Consider the following 16,673-nt stretch of genomic DNA (forward strand, 5'->3'; position numbering starts at 1 on the left):
GACAGTCTGGGTTTGACTGGATCAACTTATTTAAGTCAGCTCGCATCAGAGTCTAATTTCAAGGAAATTTCAGCTCTCTTTAGATTCTCACAACTGATTTAGGATTGCTATATTGAAATCCGTATCGCGATCGCATCCCAGCGATGAGCCTGCACCCATCTCCCCTTTGCCACGATGCTTGTCGGTTAATTTTGTGACTTAACTTAGCTGTAAAAACTTGGTTTCTCAAAGCAACTATCGCAAGCTGCGTTCCTCAGCACAAGCAGCAAGTAGGTTTATTAACTACCCAGAAGAAACCTGGTTTCCCCAACGGCTGACGTTCAGCGTGCCTCACTTTGCCTCAACGAACTAATACGGATGTTTTAGCACTGTCATTTAGTAGCAGTTTGCCAGTTGCATCCACGCTAAAGTCTTTTCCTGGTATAAATCCATTGCGAATCAACCGCTTGCAGACTGCGACAGAAGCGATCGCTTGGATTTCTTGCAGAATATCAGCAGGAATCAGATGTTTTATCGTCCAGATAACTGAATCGGCGTCAAACCAGATCACGCGCTCGATACTGACAAGCATTAAACCCGCCACATCTTCTACCGTCATCTGTGTTCTCAGATTGGCTATGAGATCGCCCCCTATTAGGGTGTTACGAGTCATCATCGCCCTAGCCATCTTGCCGATTTCTGTTTCTAACTCTAAAGAATTCATGCTTGGCACTTGCGTTTCTCCTTTACAGCGATCGCAATTTTGCCAAGTATACCCAAAGATGTATACAAATGTACCCAAAGAGGGATATCAATGTTATTTCTTTATGAACTGCCACTCGCTGGCAATTTACTTCCCTTAGAGAAAAAACTCTAAGATACCAAATTGGAGCTGCTAACCCAAGCAGTGTGGGGCGATCGCTGCCATTACGAAAAGGCAGATATGTCAAAAATCTATAACGGGGAATTGTAGCAACGCGCACACCACCGACATCGGCGTTTAAATAAGAGCTTCGCTAAGTCGATGAGCGCGTATCCCTCAAAGGGGGTGTAGTAGCGATCGCCCAAATTACCCTAGCGATCGCCCAAATCAACTGATTTTTCTAAAACCACTTGGGTAAGGGTGAACTGTCGTCAGAATTTTCACTCTTTGCGATCGCAGCCAAACCGATGTAAGAACCCGCAAGTAGCACAAACGCTGAAACCAGATATGCGTTTTCAAGCATTTTGAGTGCGGCGTCTAAAGAAATGTAGGTCGTCATGGCTTAGTCTTCCCAGCCCTTGGCTGTCGTTTGTCTTCCTTAATTACTATTACTCCATTGCGTGACTGTTAAATTCCACCGAGAGATCACTAGATTTACCCTTTTAATGAAATATTTCCTGCGTAGTTACACGGTTATGATTAAACATATATAAATACAGGAATCATTTCATACCCTGGCTTTACGTGAAAATACTGTGAAATTATATTGAGTAAATCAGCGCGATCGCCGCATGGATATAGGCTCCGGACTTTGTACTTGCGACTTTTGATTTTTGTTATAGTTCTAAATCAAACAACGCTCAATAGTCGCCACTACAGACTGAGAAAGAGCAGAAAGATCGTATCCTCCTTCCAGACCAAAAACGATGCGGCGGGTAACTTGCAGACAATAATCGGTGAACAGGCCAAAATCTTGTGGTTGCAAAGAAATCCCCGCTAACGGATCTGCTGCATTGGCGTCGTAGCCAGCGCTGACAATCAGCAAATCAGGCTGAAAATTCTTTAAAAATGGGATCGCCTTCTGTTCAAATGCCAGTTGATACTCAGCTACCGTGCTGCTGGGAACCATTGGAACGTTCAGGACGTTGTTATGTTCGCCGCGATCGCTTGCATAACCCGTACCGGGATAACAGGGAGACTGATGCAGCGAACAGTAAACAATTTGGGGATGGGTTTCTACTATGTCTTGCGTGCCGTTACCGTGATGCACGTCCCAGTCGAGGATAGCAACGCGATTGATTCCTGGTTGATCGAGAGCGTAGCGAGCCGCGATCGCCGCATTGGAAAATAGACAAAACCCCATCCCCGTATTAATTGTGGCGTGGTGTCCTGGGGGACGTGCGAGGACAAATGCCGGGTTGCCAGTTTCTACTACGCGATCGACGCCATCCAACCAAGCATTTACGGCTAGCAAAGCCACATTGTAGCTGCGCGGGGAAACGGGAGTATCCATATCCAAACCACCGCCGCCACCCAGCGCCAAGTCTCGGACTCGGTTAATATAGCTCTCCTCGTGGATGCTTTGCAGCAGAGGCATCACCGATCGCTTGTCTAGAGGCGTTGGTAGCTGCCAGTCAATTTGAGATGCCCAAGGAGCATCTTTTAAGGCGTTTACAATAGCAGTTAAGCGTTCTGGTCGCTCTGGGTGATATCGACCAGTGTCGTGCTTGAGAAACTCATCCGAGTAAATTACAGGCAGCATAATCGGGGAACTGTAGGTAGCAGGATACATGACAGACAGCGATCGCTGTTTCTGGCATTGTATCCTTACTTACAGCAGAACCTTGGCTAATCTCGCGTCAAATCGCCTCTTATATCGCGCATATCGTCAACCATTTCAGGTGCTACAGCAGGATTACTCAAAAGTTCTGCTGGTGATAGTTCTTCCAAAGTGTCGATCATGGCGGGAGGATGTTTGATATTTTCCTTAAACACCTCAAGCCGTTTTGCTGTTGCTGGATCGATTTCTTCGTTCTGCGTTGCGTCTTTAGAAGCTGTTTCCTCGTTCATAATTTTTTTTCCAAATTCATTGCATTTATGTAATTCAGCTTAAACTTATCCCTCCGAAGCACACACTATCTTGAGGCTTAGATTGGATAATATGAATTACAGTAAACCTAGCCCGACGTTGCCTACCATACTTGATATGCCCTTTAGCGATTATAAGAATATTGGCACAGTTGCCAAAGAATATCAAATTAAATATGTCGAAGCTGCCTGTATTGTAGAAACAGAGTTTCCCGTCAATGATTATTTTAGAGATGAGTTAGCCTTAAATCTGAGAGAGTTAGTAATTGATAATTCGGAAGCTGCTATTTGTGAAAGTCAAATTTATCCTATTTTGCGAGAAGTGTGGAAGCTTTATCGTAACAACTTCATTTTGTGGAGTCATCAGCCTTTAAATTACGATCCAAAATTGTCTGGCGTTCCTGATTATATTTTGGCAAAGCGATCGCCCCTGGGAAAAATAATTTTTGATAAACCTTATTTGGTGCTTGTCGAGGCAAAAAAGGACAACTTTGAGGAAGGATGGGGGCAATGTCTGGCGGAGATGATTGCAGCACAGAAGATTAATAACGAACCGAACCAGACAATATATGGAATGGCATCTAATGGTGGTATATGGCAGTTTGGTAAACTTACTGGGGATGTTTTTACTAAAGATATTAATTTTTATACAATTCGAGAGTTAGATAAGCTATTGGCAGCGATAAACTATGTTTTCCAACAGTGTGAATTACAGTTGATCGATCAAAATTAAGGCGATCGCGCATCACTTGCTTTACCTGAAAGAATGATTTAAGCGATCGCCTGTAGGGTGTAGCAAAAAATAGTAATAAGCGTGAGGTTTTACTATTTCTGAAGCTTCTTAATCTGCGCGGTTGCCTTTTTGTAGTTATCTGTCTGCCAACCCCGTTCGCTAAAATATTTTACAGCTTGGCGATAATCCTGAAGCGCCCCGCGCGTGTCACTAATTTTAATTTTAGCCTCTGCGCGTCTAAAGTAAGCATCAGCCCAAATATCGGATGAATTAATAGCGCCATCGAAAGCACTACCAGGAGGAGCAAGGCGGATGAGTTGGGTGTAATCGGCGATCGCTCCTTGATAATCTTTAAGTTCATCGCGCAGATTTGCCCTCCTTCCATACGCCATATATGATGGATAGCCTCCGCCAATGTAATCCTTAACGTCGCTTGCATAGCGAATAGCTTCGCTATAATCTGCAAGCCCTTTTTGAGTATCTTTTAGCTTAAGATGAAGTTCTCCTCTGCTAGTGTAGAGTCTAGCTAATTCGTCAGGTTTAAGGCGAATTGCCTCTGTAAGATCTGCGCTCGCTCCTTTAATATCCCCCTGTTTTTCACGAATACCCGATCTGTTTAAGTAGGAGTCTGCATTGTTGGGATTTACCCGAATGCTAGTCTCATAATCGGAGATGGCTTGACGTTCTTTGTTTGTATGTGCGTAAATTGCCCCTCGCTGGAGATAGGCTTCAGTATATTTAGGATTAAGCCGAATCGCCTCGTTGAAATCAGCGATCGCTTTATCTGCGTCATATTGGCTGTTGAAAGTCCCCCGATAAAAGAAGGCTTCAGCATTGTTGGGTTGCAAGCTTATTACTTTAGTAAGATCGGCGATCGCCTGTTGAGTATCTGAGTATCTATTGGCAATTCCCCGATAGAAATAAGCTTGAACATCGTTAGGGTTACGCTCGATAACTTCGCTAAAATATTGCTGACGGGCATTGTTCAGGATGTCGTAAGCTGGGTTAAGTTTGGGATGGCGCTGAGACGTTTTAATAGCATCTCCATAGCTGGAATCGAGGCGCAATGCATCTTTAAAATCGGCTAACGCGCCCATAGAATCAGATAAACCGCGCTTCGCAAGCCCCCGATAAAGGTAAGCTTCCGCATTATTGGGATTTTGATTAATTGCTTGGTTGAATAGCGCGATCGCTCCTTGAAAATCTTGTAGTTCCAGCTTCTGCATTCCCTGTTTGTAGAAATCCTCTGCGCTCGTCATTTGCGCGACAAGGTTGGGGGAATGCAATACATTTATAGTATAATTTATGCTAAGTATGCCAACAAAAGTTCCGAGAATAGCGATTGATTTGTGCATGGACTTGATAAATTTAACCTTTAATATCGTTCTCCGCTAGACAGACGCGATCGCTATTCCATTTGAGCCATTATTTTAAATGTTTCCAAATTGAACATATCCTCCCTTGCTATCATGGGGATAAATGGGAGACTGGAGACTGAAATATAAGGTCTGTTCTTTGGAACATTCCTCAGTATTCACCATCTAATCCTTATTTTTGACTCAAATATTGCAGCACAATTTTGTTGCTAATTCTGAAGGTTGAGAATTATAGGCATTATTTGTTCGTAGCCAGATTGGTTAGCTTGCTGCTCGTAAAGTTGCGCTGCTGCTTGCAAATCTTGAAGTGCCCCCGGTTTGTCTTTCATTTTAACGCGGACAATACCCCGATTGTTGTAAGCAGTAGCATCATTAGGATTGAGATTAATCGCTTCGGTGTAATCGGCGATCGCTCCTTTATAATCTTTGATATCGTTACGAGCATTACCCCGGTTGTTATAGGCTAAGGCAAAATTTGGCTGTAGTTCTATCGCCTTAGTGTAATCGGCGATCGCTCCTTTAGAATCTCCCAAATTGCGTTGGGCAGAGCCTCTATTATTGTAAGCTAAAGCATTGTTAGGTTGTAGTTCGATTGCTTTGTTGTAATCTGCGATCGCTCCTTGAAAATCTGCTAAATTGCTCCGTGCAACACCACGATTGATGTATGTTTCCGCTAAATCTGGGTTGGCATTAATTGCCCGATCGTAATCGGCGATCGCGGCTTCAACATCTCCTAAATTGTTAACAGCATTACCCCGGTTATTGTAGGCGAAAGAAATGCTATTATTCCCCCACTGCTGATTAACTTCTATTGCCAGGGTATAATCTTCAATTGCCCCTTGTAAATCCTGGCTTGCGGCGCGTGCAAGCCCCCGGTTATAGTAAGCGTCGGAATAGTTAGGATTTATTCTAACTGCTTCTGTGAAATCAGCGATCGCCCCCGTGAAATCGCCTTTATTAGCTTTTTCCATACCGCCACTAAAAAAGTATTCGGCGTTGTTTTGAGCAAGGATAATGTTTGGGGAAGGTAAGGCGTAAACTTTAGGGCTAATGCTGGCTAAAGTAGTAGCTAGACCGAAAATGCCGATTGCCAAGTGAAGCTGTTTCATAGTTTTTTTTACTCAATTCTACCTCTATCGGAAGATATAAGGATCGCTATTATCTACATAATTAAACACTTTTAGTGCTGTCAGTATAGTTCTCCTATTAGCGTAAATGCAGTTAACCCATAGTTAATGCCAATACTTTGTAGCTTAAGATTCACTTTATTATTTAATAAGTAGAAGTTTCACGCCAGATTGCGAGTCATGGCGGAGTATATGCTATTTAGCTGCGATCGCTAGGAGACATCTGTGTTACCAAAAAAAAGCAATAGCCCCAAGAAAACTCAACATTGGGCGTTTACTCAGCTTTCAGGGCTTGTAAAGCGTAATCCGTTAATGATTTCGCGCTGGGTTTTACGTTGGGCTATTGTCGGTACTGTTTGTGGCTTATTCGCTAGCTTGTACTGGAATGTCCTAGAGTTGATGATTCATGGGCTGCAAAAATTTCAGGGGGCGAGTTTACTCATCGTCATGCCACTCGCTGGTTTAGTTATCGGCCTAATTATCCATTTTATGGGGAATCCTGGCGAAATTGCGGTAATTGTCGATAACATCCACTTTCGCGGCGGAAGGCTGGATGCTCGCAAAAATCCCTCGATGATTCTTGCCTCTTTAGTTAGCATATCGGCAGGCGGTAGCGCTGGCCCAGAAGCACCGCTGGTACAAGTTACAGGATCTTTTGGTACTTGGGTGGCTGACCGATTAAAACTGGAAGGGGAAGATCTTAGATCCATGAGTTTGGCGGCGATGGCTGCTGGCTTCACTGCGTTGTTTGGCGCACCTCTTGGCGGTGCTATGTTTGCCTTAGAAATTTTGCACCACCAACACGTTTTAGAGTATTACGAAGCGCTAATGCCAGCCATTGTTTCTAGTTGCGCTAGTTATTTGGTTTTTGCCGCAATTACCCATTTAGGAATTGCACCAACCTGGCATTTTCCCCAGTATGGTTTAACCGAATTTGACGATTTTGGTGCGGCTATTTTGTTTGGGATAATTGGGGCAGCGGCTGGATGGATTTTTATGAGTATTTTTCGCGGGTGCGATCGCGCTTTTTCTATCCTTCCAGGGCCGATTTATGTACGCACTACAGTAGCAGGTTTGGTACTAGGCATTTTAGCCGCAAGCTACCCCCTAACTCGCTATTTTGGACATGAGGAATTAGACTCTCTTCTCGATAGTAACTTTCCTGCGTTTTTCCTTATAGCTCTAGCTGCTGCAAAAATGACCGCAATCGGCGTTACGGTTACTGGCGGTTGGCGCGGTGGGTTTATTATCCCCTTGTTTTTCACGGGTGCTTGTATTGGCAAAGCAGTGGCAATGTTAATTCCTGGAGTGAATCCTGCTTTAGCCACAATCTGTACTATGGCTGCGCTTAATGCAGGGGTGACGCGCACGCCTGTGAGTACGACTTTGCTGCTAGCGAAACTGACTAACATCAGCCCGTTCACGCCAATTTTATTTGCGAGTTTAATTGGCTTTTTTCTGGCTCCCAAAGTGCCTTTAATTACATCTCAACTCAAGACAAAGCGCAGTGCGATCGCTGAATGAATAGTTATTAGTTGTTAATAGCTAATTGCGGTCTTTTTTCGGGAACCTGGAACCACAAATTATTATCTATAAACTTTGGCTAGTGGCAGATAAAAGGCCAAATGTGATAAAATTTTAATATAACTTATCATTCTTTGGAATTAAGGCAGAACTTTTGGCAAGTTTTTGCTCGATATCTGTCTATATTCTACACTTTTGGAGCTATTTACAGTATGACCTTCTCCCAGGAGCGGATTATCCCCACGGATTTAGGGGGCGAAATGTCCCGGTCTTACCTGGAATACGCAATGAGCGTGATTGTCGGTCGGGCACTTCCAGATGCCAGAGATGGGCTAAAACCCGTACACCGACGCATCCTCTACGCAATGCACGAGTTGGGCTTGATGCCAGACAGACCGTTTCGTAAGTGCGCGAGGGTTGTGGGGGAAGTGCTGGGTAAATATCACCCGCACGGCGACACGGCAGTGTACGATGCCTTAGTGAGGATGGCGCAGGATTTTTCCATGCGATCGCCCCTAATTAACGGGCATGGCAACTTTGGCTCGGTTGACAACGACCCTCCCGCAGCAATGCGTTATACCGAGTGCCGTCTGCAACAGCTGACGACGGACGCGATGTTGCAAGACATCGAATCGGAAACTGTTGACTTCGGCGATAACTTCGACGGTTCCCAGCAAGAACCGCTGGTATTACCAGCACGGGTTCCGCAGTTGTTGCTTAACGGTTCAAGCGGGATTGCTGTGGGGATGGCAACAAACATTCCGCCCCACAATCTCGGAGAGTTGATTAATGGCTTAATTGCCCTAATCAACAATCCAGAAATTACCGATATCCAGCTGATGCAATACATCCCCGGCCCCGATTTTCCTACGGGCGGGCAGATTTTGGGAACTTCTGGGATTAAAGAAGCCTACACGACGGGGCGCGGTTCAATTACCATGCGCGGTGTCGCCCAGATTGAAACAATCGAACATCGGGGGCGTCCGGACAGAGAAGCGATTATAATCACGCAATTGCCTTACCAAACAAATAAGGCGGCGCTGATTGAAAAAATCGCAGAAATGGTGAATGAAAAGCGCCTAGAAGGTATTGCAGATATTCGGGATGAGAGCGATCGCGATGGCATGCGAATCGTCATAGAGCTGAAGCGTGATGCCTATCCGCGCGTAGTCCTTAATAACCTCTACAAGCAGACTCCATTGCAAGGGAACTTTGGAGCGAATATGCTCGCGATCGTCAATGGCGAACCCCAGCTACTAACGCTTTCCCAGTTCCTTAAAGTATTCTTAGATTTTCGCATCGATTGTATCGCAAGGCGCACGCGATACGAATTGCGGAAAGCGCAAGAGCGCGACCATTTGTTGCAAGGATTGCTGATAGCACTCCTGAATTTAGATGGAATTGTTAGCCTAATTCGTAGGGCTGCCGATGCACCAACCGCACGTCAAGAATTGATGGATACCTACGGACTGTCAGAGGCGCAAGCAGATGCAATTTTGCAAATGCAATTGCGGCGATTGACAGCTCTGGAAGCGGAGAAAATTCGGGCTGAACATGATGAGTTGCAAGCGCGGATTGCAGATTTGCAGGATATCTTGGCTAGACGCGAACGCATCCTGGAAATCATTCAAACCGAAGTGCAGCAAATAAAGGAAACGCACTCGACACCGCGCCGGACTATCATCGAACACGCAGAAGGCGAGATTGATGACACCGACCTAATTGCCAATGAAAAAGCCTTGATATTGCTCACCGAACAGGGTTATATCAAGCGGATGCCAGTCAACACCTTTGAAGCGCAAAGTCGCAACACCAGAGGCAAGAAAGGCAGCGGCATGAAGGACGATGATGGCATCGAGCATTTCCTCACCTGCTGCGATCACGACAGCATTTTATTCTTCAGCGATCGCGGCGTAGTCTACTGTCTGAGAGCGTACCAAATTCCAACTGGAACTCGCACAGCAAAAGGAACGCCAATCGTGCAAATGTTGCCGATTCCCCGCGCTGAAAAAATCACTTCCATTGTGCCAGTATCAGAATTCACCAGCGACGAATATCTGGTGATGATGACCAAAGGTGGTTATATCAAAAAGACCGAACTGGCAGCTTTTAGCAACATTCGGGCAAATGGATTGATTGCCATTTCTCTCGAAGAAGGAGATCAGTTGCGGTGGGTGCGACGTGCAAGAGCTGATGACAGCATTATCATTGGCTCAAGGGCGGGAATGGCTATTCACTATAGAACCAGCCACGAGCAGTTGCGTCCCCTCGGTCGCGCCACGCGGGGAGTTAAAGCAATGTCTCTGCGTAATGGCGATGAACTGATCAGCATGGATATTTTGCCCGGTCAAGTTGTTGCTAACCTGGTAGAAGTCGAGGAATCGGAGATTGCTGAAGACGTTACAGAGACAGAGGATTTGGGATTGGGAGATGCTACTTCCGAGGTAGAAATTGTCGAATCGGAAGAGCAAGTTGAAAATCAAAAATCCGAAACCCAAAACCTCAAATCAGAAGGGCCTTGGGTGCTGGTGATTACGATGGGAGGATATGGAAAGCGAGTACCAGTATCGCAATTCCGATTGCAAAATCGGGCTGGGATAGGGTTAGTTGCAACCAAATTCCGCAAACCTAAAGACAAGTTAGCCGCCCTCCATATTGTGAATGAAGAAGATGAGTTGATGATGGTAACGAGCCGGGGGATTATTATCCGTCAGGCTGTGAATGCAATTTCAACTCAATCTCGCGGTGCAACTGGAGTGCGGGTACAAAGGTTGGATGAGGATGATGCGATCGCAGCTGTGGCTCTCGTTCCCCCAACTGCGGAAGGCGATGAAGAAGAGAGCGAATAGGTAGTAGTAGGGTGGGCAATGCCCACCTTACTTTCTATATAAAACCTATCAATAGCAAGTCATATTAAAAATGACTGTTAGATTCAAAGATAATCGCCAAACCTTAGAGCAGTTTAAAAAAGAAATTATTGCACGTTGTCCCCAATGCCACAAGTATGCAATAATTTTTTATAAAAAAGAATTGAAACCAGAAATTTATATTTCAGTAGGCTGGTATGTAAAAATTGTGGTTATCTTAAAGAGCTTGAAATCAACAATTGGAAATATTTACCAGCGCAGCAGTTTGTATCAAACTTCAGCGTGCATTTATGGTTGGAAATAAGCTGTTGTGGTGAAAAGCTGTGGGCTTATAATGAAGAGCATTTAGATTTTATAGAAAGTTATGTAAGAGCTGAAATTAGAGAGCGATCGCCCCACGAAAAATGGGGATGGTCTAACAGCAGTCTTGCCAGTAGGCTGCCCCGATGGATGAAAAGTTCAAAAAATCGTGAAAAGATTTTGAAGTGCATCGCGCAGCTAAGAAACAACCTTTAGAAATTACGCTCGTTAATTTGCTATATCGCATTTTTATAGGAATTACAAATGAATGCAAAAGTAAATAGTAAAAAGGCAAAACAAGGAAAATATTCTTCAGTTTTACATCATGCCTTTTACCTTTTACCTTGTTTAGTCGGTGGTATTTTGATGGGGCTTACCACCGCCCCAGTTTCGGCTTGGCCCTTAGCATGGATTGCCTTAGTTCCCCTCTGGGTAGCGGTTGTTGGTTCCATACCAATCCAAAATCTAAAATCCAAAATCCAAAATTCTCTAGTTTGGGGAATTGGTTATCACGGTCTAGCTTTGTTTTGGATTACCGGGATTCACCCCATGACATGGATGGGGGTTCCCTGGCTCGCTAGTATAGCGATCGCACTCTTCTGCTGGACATTCATCACCCTCTGGGGAGCAGCCTTAGTCACAGCTTGGGGCGTAGCAATGGCAATTTTGAATTCAAAACTGAAAACTCAAAAAACGAAGCTAAGAACTGTTTCTCGCGTCCTCATAGGTGTTGCCCTATGGTGTGCTTTAGAATATTTCTGGAGCCTTGGGTCGCTGTGGTGGACATCACTTTCTTACACCCAAAGTCCCCACAATTTAGCAATTTTGCACTTAGGCCAAATCTCTGGCCCCACCGCAGTAACAGCAGCAATTGTAGCCGTAAATGGCTTAATTGCCGAAGCTTGGATTAATCGCAAAAAAGAAACTAATTCTCCTCTTCCTTCCTCTGGTACTTTGCGGTTCGTTCCTCATAAAACTTATTTAGCAATTGCAACTGGATTATTAATTAGTCTACATATACTTGGTTTTGCACTATATAGCCAACCTTTAAATCAATCCCCAGAAACAGCCTTAAAAGTAGGGATTATTCAGGGCAATGTTCCCAATGAAATTAAGCTTTACCCAGATGGTTGGCGTCGGGCTATCGAAGGCTATACAGAGGGTTATAAAACTTTAGCTGCATCGGGCGTAGAAGCTGTTTTAACACCAGAAACAGCCTTGCCATTTTATATAAATGAAATTAAACGTGGCTCTTTCTACTCAGCTATTTTAGAAAATAAGGTTGTCGCCTGGTTGGGAGCGTTTGGCCAAGAGGGACGTAGTATAACTAACAGCTTGTTTACTATCACCGGAACGGGGGAAGTTTTTAGCCGCTACAGCAAGGCAAAATTAGTTCCCCTGGGAGAATTCATTCCATTTGAAGAATTTTTTGGCGGATTCATCGACCGACTTTCCCCTTTAGATGCTCACCTGGTTGCAGGTGAGCCGACTCAATTATTTGACACGCCTTTTGGTCGGGCGATTGTCAGTATCTGTTATGAATCTGTTTTCGCCCAACATTTCCAGCGTCAAGCTGCGGCTGGGGGACAATTTATTATCACGGCTTCTAATAATGCCCATTACAGTAAAGAAATGCCAGCGCAACACCATGCCCAAGATGTGATGCGGGCGATTGAAACTGATAGGTGGGCAGCAAGAGCAACTAATACTGGTTATTCTGGTATTGTTGACCCTCACGGTAGAACAATATGGCTTTCTGGGATTAATTCTTATGAGGTTCATGCAGATACAATTTATCTGCGACAGACGCAGACATTGTATGTGCGGTGGGGTGATTGGTTAACGCCACTGTTGTTAGTTGTAGGAGCGCTCGCTCTAGTTATTTCTACAAAGCAGACTGACACAAAAATGCCAATACAATAACATTATTGGAGTTACCATCGGATTATCGAAATATGGTTTAATTCATCATGTTTAAGTACAACCCGCTGCACTGTTTGCCCTCTGCGGAGGATCTACCCGACTCCGACGATAAACCTGTGGATAATCAACTCCAAGATTTAATTCCCCACCTGCTTTTAGAGATCCTGGCTATGGTGTGGGCAGAGCGCATAGATTGGTTTTTTGGTGTTGATATGGGAATATATTATGACCCAGAAAAACCAGCGATCGCGCCAGATGGGTTTTTGAGTCTAGGAGTCGAGCGCGTTTTTCACGAAGACTTGCGCTTGAGTTACTTGCTTTGGGAAGAAAATCGCGTACCAATTTTAGCCCTAGAAGTTGTTTCCCAAAAACCAGGCGGGGAATATAGCACCAAGAAGAAACTCTATGCCGAAATGGGAGTGTTGTACTATGCGGTTTACAATCCCCGTCGCCGCAGAAAAGCACCTCTAGAAGTTTATCGCTTAGTGAATGATGAATATGTGTTGCAGTCGGGAAATCCGCTTTGGCTACCGGAAATAGGTTTAGCAATTGGACGAGAACGAGGAACTTATCAAGGAATAACGCGGGAGTGGCTTTATTGGTACGACGAGCAAGGGCAAAGATTTCTAACGCCTGAAGAACGCGCCTACCAAGCAGAACAACGCGCTAGAAAATTAGAGGAAAAACTGCGATCGCTCGGTATAGATCCCGATGCTTTCAATTAAAAAAATACTACTAAAAGAGAGTGCGATCGCACTCTCTTTTGAAAGTAATAAAGTGCGATCGCGTTACTAATCTCTCTGTGGCGCTATCTTATCTGCTCGTTGGTGTACCAGTTGTTGCAGGCGTGGTAGTGTTACCCCCTGATGTTCCATTCATCCCAGGCATCATATTGCTACCCCCTTGCGTCCCAGTCATTCCAGGCATGGTAGTGTTACCCCTTTGCGTCCCAGTCATCCCAGGCATGGTAGTGTTAGCCCCTGATGTTCCAGTCATCCCAGGCATAGTATTGCCATCGCGTGCAACTCTATAACCTGTCATGATGCTAGCCATTTCCAAATGACCCTGCACGGCTGGCAGCATTTTAGCTGCAAAAGCTTTTAGATCTGGATCTTGTCCCATCATGGTTTGGCGCTGGTAAACGGCTGCCGCCTCAAGATGACCGTTAACCCCACCCTCGCTCATGTATGCTTTGTCGAAACTATCTCCCGACATCTGCATCACTCGCATCATTGCTGCTTTATATTTCGGCCCCTCATCGGTGGGAGCAGCGATTCCCTTCTGGGCGGCTAACCGCATCAGTTCCTTATTTGCTGGCGTGTGCTGATCGATCATCTGCTGTGCGAACCGCTTCACCTCTGGGCTAGTTGACTTCTGCAATGCCAGTTGCGCCATTTTTACTTCCGCGATTCCCCCGTGCGCGGCGTCTATAACAAACTGCCTGTCTAAGGCACTAATCTGGTTGCGGCTTGAGGACGATGCAGGCGCAGACCTTGTGGGGCGGCTTGTCTGAGCTATGGCTGACGATTCCAATACACCTAATAATCCTGCTGCTACCAAAGCGCTGGTTACGGTTAGTGTTTTAAACATGGCTAAATTCGGTTTCTCAAAAAGGTTACTTACTCTTTTAATGATTCGTTACCTTTCGATATACTTCCTCTGTCTTGAGGTAAGGTTGGTTGCAAAATGTAACTATGTAGCGCTTGATACTAAAATCGACTTATGCAGCGATCGCAACTCGCACTAGGATTGTCAGCTTTTCTGTCTCTGGCTAGAGAAAACCTTGAGATGAACATTTTGGGTATGGTAGCGTCTGAGGGTTAGCTAAACACAGGAGATAAAAATAAATTCAAGCCATGAAGCGATCGCTATCATTTCTTACCCTCTGCTCTACAGTCCTCTCATCCTTAATCCCATCAGCCCTAGCTGCACCCCCCAGAACCCCCGACCAAACCGTAGACTGCGAAATATTGGTGACAGGCGGTGGATTAGCTGGTGCAGCTACAGCCTACGAAGGCTTACTCGCAGGGCGAAAAGTTTGCCTAACCGAGATAACCGACTGGGTTGGAGGACAAATTTCATCTCAGGGAACCTCCGCACTTGACGAACGAGCCACCCAGCGTCAGCGTCTCTTCTATTCGCGCGGCTATCTAGAATTGCGAAAGCGCATAGCGCAGAAGTATGGTGAACTCAATCCCGGAGATTGCTGGGTGAGCGAAGCCTGTTACATTCCCGGCGATGCTCACAAAATCTTGTTTTCCATGTTGCAAGATGCAGCCAAACGCGGCAAAGGAACCTTTAAGTGGTTTCCTTCTACCGTAGTTAAGGAATTGCAACTTAACTCAGATGGTAAACAAATTCAAAGCGCGATCGCTATTCAACACCGTCCAGTTCCCGGTACGCCACCCCTCAATACCGAGCCACTTTCACAAATAATCGAAGACGCCTATCGCTACGACAATTCTCCTAGATTTCAAAAAAGCATAATCCGCTTCGCACCCTCACCCGCAACTAAAAACACTAAGACCCCCCAACCAGCAGAGTGGTATGTTGTAGACGCAACAGAAACAGGCGAACTTATTGGCCTTGCCGATGTACCATACAGACTCGGCATCGATCCTCTTTCTTATCTCGAACCCTCTTCCTCTAGCAAAACTGCCGATCCTTACTGCACCCAAGGCTTTACCTATACCTTTGCAATGGAGGCAACAAAGGAGCCGCAAACGCAGACCATGCCCTCCTTCTATTCCAAATATGCCCCTTACTACAGCTATGAACTGCCGCGATTGGCTAATTTTGGCCTAGTATTCAGCTATCGGCGCATTTGGAGTCCTGGCGAAGGCAAGAAAACTCAATTCGGAGGTGTCAACTTTACAGATCCCGCTCCCGGCGACATCTCCATGCAAAACTGGACTTGGGGCAATGACTACCGTCCAGGAACCGCACAAGATAACTTAATTTACAGCCGCGATCAGTTAGAATCCACAGGTCAACTACAGCCAGGAGGCTGGATGGGCGGCTTGCGGACACAAGCTTTAGGCAACGCCGAGGAAAAAGCTCTGGGCTTTTACTACTGGCTCGTCGCTGGAACGACTGACTCGCAACTGGGCGAAGGTGTTAAGAAGCCCAACCCCAACAACCGCTTTCTCAGCGGACTAGATTCACCGATGGGTACTGTACATGGTTTGTCTAAGTATCCCTACATGAGAGAGGGGCGGCGGATTATTGGCAGACAGGCTTGGGGATATTCTCAAGGCTTTACTATCAATGAAATTGATATGTCTCGCCGCAACTATCGCGACGAATATTACACCAAGAATTTGCCAGCGGAAATGTATCAGAGTTTGCAGGTAGCCCTCGCTGGGCTGGAAATACCTGCCGTGCTTAGTGGTTCCCAAACTGTGGATAAAGTCAAGCAGCGCAGTCGTTCCACTATCTACCCCGATGGTGTGGGAATCGGTCACTATGCAATTGACTTCCACCCCTGCATGACTCAAACCCCACCAGAAGCCCCTGGTAACAAAGAGCGTGAGGGCGAACGGCGGGGACAAGGGCAAGCGTATCCTTTCCAAATCCCTCTCAGGGCGCTAATTCCCCAGAAAATCGACAATATGTTAGTCGCGGGTAAGAGCATTGCTACCAGCCACATCGCGGCGGCGGCGTATCGGATACATTCTTTTGAATGGTCATCTGGTGCGGCGGCTGGAACTTCGGCTGCTTTTGCTCTGGAAAGGGGAATTATGCCTTATCAGTTGGTGGATGAACTCCCCGGACGCGAACCTGAACTAGAAGTGTTGGTAAGCCGTTTGAAGAATAATAGCAACCCGACTGCTTTTCCCGATACCTCAATTTTTAATGAATCTTGGGAAGACTGGCGTTAAGCAGTAGCTTTGAGTTTTGATACTGAGTTGCATTCAAGTAGTCAATCTCCAGCACCCCCTTTGTAAGGGGGGTGCTGGTGCGATATCTGAATGCAACGCGGTTATAAATTTCCCCTAAAGTGCTGTGTTGGGGATTTGATATCATTGTGAGTTGATTAGCTTACCTTCATGG

Annotated in this window: 15 protein-coding genes; 8 read left to right on the forward strand and 7 right to left on the reverse strand. The window is 45.6% G+C overall.

All coding sequences use genetic code 11. From position 1 onward, the window contains the following. The first annotated feature begins 217 nt into the window (after positions 1-217). Complete coding sequence (locus H6F77_RS28200) at positions 218-352, forward strand: hypothetical protein (protein WP_255515683.1); 135 nt, start codon at positions 218-220, stop codon at positions 350-352. On the opposite strand, the gene H6F77_RS03055 is transcribed toward H6F77_RS28200, so the two are convergent. From H6F77_RS03055 to H6F77_RS03070, 4 genes are all read right to left on the reverse strand, one after another. After that, positions 341-703 (reverse strand): hypothetical protein, encoded by a 363-nt coding sequence (locus tag H6F77_RS03055; protein WP_190485309.1) that lies wholly within the window; start codon positions 701-703, stop codon positions 341-343. The genes H6F77_RS28200 and H6F77_RS03055 overlap by 12 nt on opposite strands. A 379-nt stretch (positions 704-1,082) precedes the next feature. Continuing rightward, positions 1,083-1,241 (reverse strand): hypothetical protein, encoded by a 159-nt coding sequence (locus tag H6F77_RS03060; protein ID WP_190485244.1) that lies wholly within the window; start codon positions 1,239-1,241, stop codon positions 1,083-1,085. Between the two features lie 285 nt (positions 1,242-1,526). After that, positions 1,527-2,444 (reverse strand): histone deacetylase family protein, encoded by a 918-nt coding sequence (locus H6F77_RS03065; RefSeq protein WP_190485245.1) that lies wholly within the window; start codon positions 2,442-2,444, stop codon positions 1,527-1,529. 86 nt (positions 2,445-2,530) lie between these two features. Continuing rightward, on the reverse strand, positions 2,531-2,752 hold the full coding sequence (locus tag H6F77_RS03070; protein ID WP_190485246.1) for a hypothetical protein: 222 nt from the start codon (positions 2,750-2,752) through the stop codon (positions 2,531-2,533). Between the two features lie 91 nt (positions 2,753-2,843). On the opposite strand from H6F77_RS03070, the gene H6F77_RS03075 reads away from it, so the two are divergent. Beyond that, positions 2,844-3,503, forward strand: coding sequence for a hypothetical protein (locus H6F77_RS03075; protein WP_375335915.1), 660 nt, complete (start codon positions 2,844-2,846; stop codon positions 3,501-3,503). Between the two features lie 92 nt (positions 3,504-3,595). Here the strand turns inward: H6F77_RS03075 and H6F77_RS03080 are convergent, their stop codons facing one another. Continuing rightward, entirely contained in the window at positions 3,596-4,858 is a 1,263-nt protein-coding gene (locus H6F77_RS03080; RefSeq protein WP_190485247.1) for a tetratricopeptide repeat protein, read from the reverse strand. 230 nt (positions 4,859-5,088) lie between these two features. After that, positions 5,089-5,988, reverse strand: a complete 900-nt coding sequence (locus H6F77_RS03085) for a tetratricopeptide repeat protein (protein ID WP_190485248.1) — start codon at positions 5,986-5,988, stop codon at positions 5,089-5,091. 243 nt (positions 5,989-6,231) lie between these two features. Between H6F77_RS03085 and H6F77_RS03090 the strand changes: the two genes are divergently transcribed. The 5 genes from H6F77_RS03090 (at position 6,232) to H6F77_RS03110 (ending at position 13,345) form a co-directional block, all read left to right on the forward strand. Beyond that, complete coding sequence (locus H6F77_RS03090) at positions 6,232-7,530, forward strand: chloride channel protein (RefSeq protein ID WP_309228791.1); 1,299 nt, start codon at positions 6,232-6,234, stop codon at positions 7,528-7,530. Between the two features lie 212 nt (positions 7,531-7,742). Continuing rightward, positions 7,743-10,379: a DNA gyrase subunit A gene (gene gyrA, locus H6F77_RS03095; protein ID WP_190485249.1), complete on the forward strand. Its 2,637-nt coding sequence runs from the start codon at positions 7,743-7,745 to the stop codon at positions 10,377-10,379. Positions 10,380-10,449: 70 nt separating this feature from the next. Next, positions 10,450-10,701, forward strand: a complete 252-nt coding sequence (locus H6F77_RS03100; RefSeq protein WP_190485250.1) for a hypothetical protein — start codon at positions 10,450-10,452, stop codon at positions 10,699-10,701. A 362-nt stretch (positions 10,702-11,063) separates the two neighbouring features. Then, the gene (lnt, locus tag H6F77_RS03105; protein WP_199321154.1) at positions 11,064-12,620 is read left to right on the forward strand and encodes an apolipoprotein N-acyltransferase; all 1,557 of its coding nucleotides are present in this window, start codon (positions 11,064-11,066) and stop codon (positions 12,618-12,620) included. A 47-nt stretch (positions 12,621-12,667) separates the two neighbouring features. Next, the gene (locus tag H6F77_RS03110) at positions 12,668-13,345 is read left to right on the forward strand and encodes a Uma2 family endonuclease (RefSeq protein WP_190485254.1); all 678 of its coding nucleotides are present in this window, start codon (positions 12,668-12,670) and stop codon (positions 13,343-13,345) included. 88 nt (positions 13,346-13,433) lie between these two features. Here the strand turns inward: H6F77_RS03110 and H6F77_RS03115 are convergent, their stop codons facing one another. After that, positions 13,434-14,210 carry a DUF4142 domain-containing protein gene (locus H6F77_RS03115; RefSeq protein WP_190485256.1) on the reverse strand — a complete coding sequence of 259 codons (777 nt, stop codon included), beginning with the start codon at positions 14,208-14,210 and terminating at the stop codon, positions 13,434-13,436. Positions 14,211-14,476: 266 nt separating this feature from the next. Here H6F77_RS03115 and H6F77_RS03120 point away from each other — a divergent pair, with 266 nt between their 5' ends. Beyond that, positions 14,477-16,501, forward strand: a complete 2,025-nt coding sequence (locus H6F77_RS03120) for an FAD-dependent oxidoreductase (protein WP_190485258.1) — start codon at positions 14,477-14,479, stop codon at positions 16,499-16,501. Positions 16,502-16,673: the final 172 nt, after the last annotated feature.

The sequence above is a fragment of the Microcoleus sp. FACHB-831 genome (genome assembly GCF_014695585.1).
Taxonomy (GTDB): Bacteria; Cyanobacteriota; Cyanobacteriia; order Cyanobacteriales; family FACHB-T130; genus FACHB-831.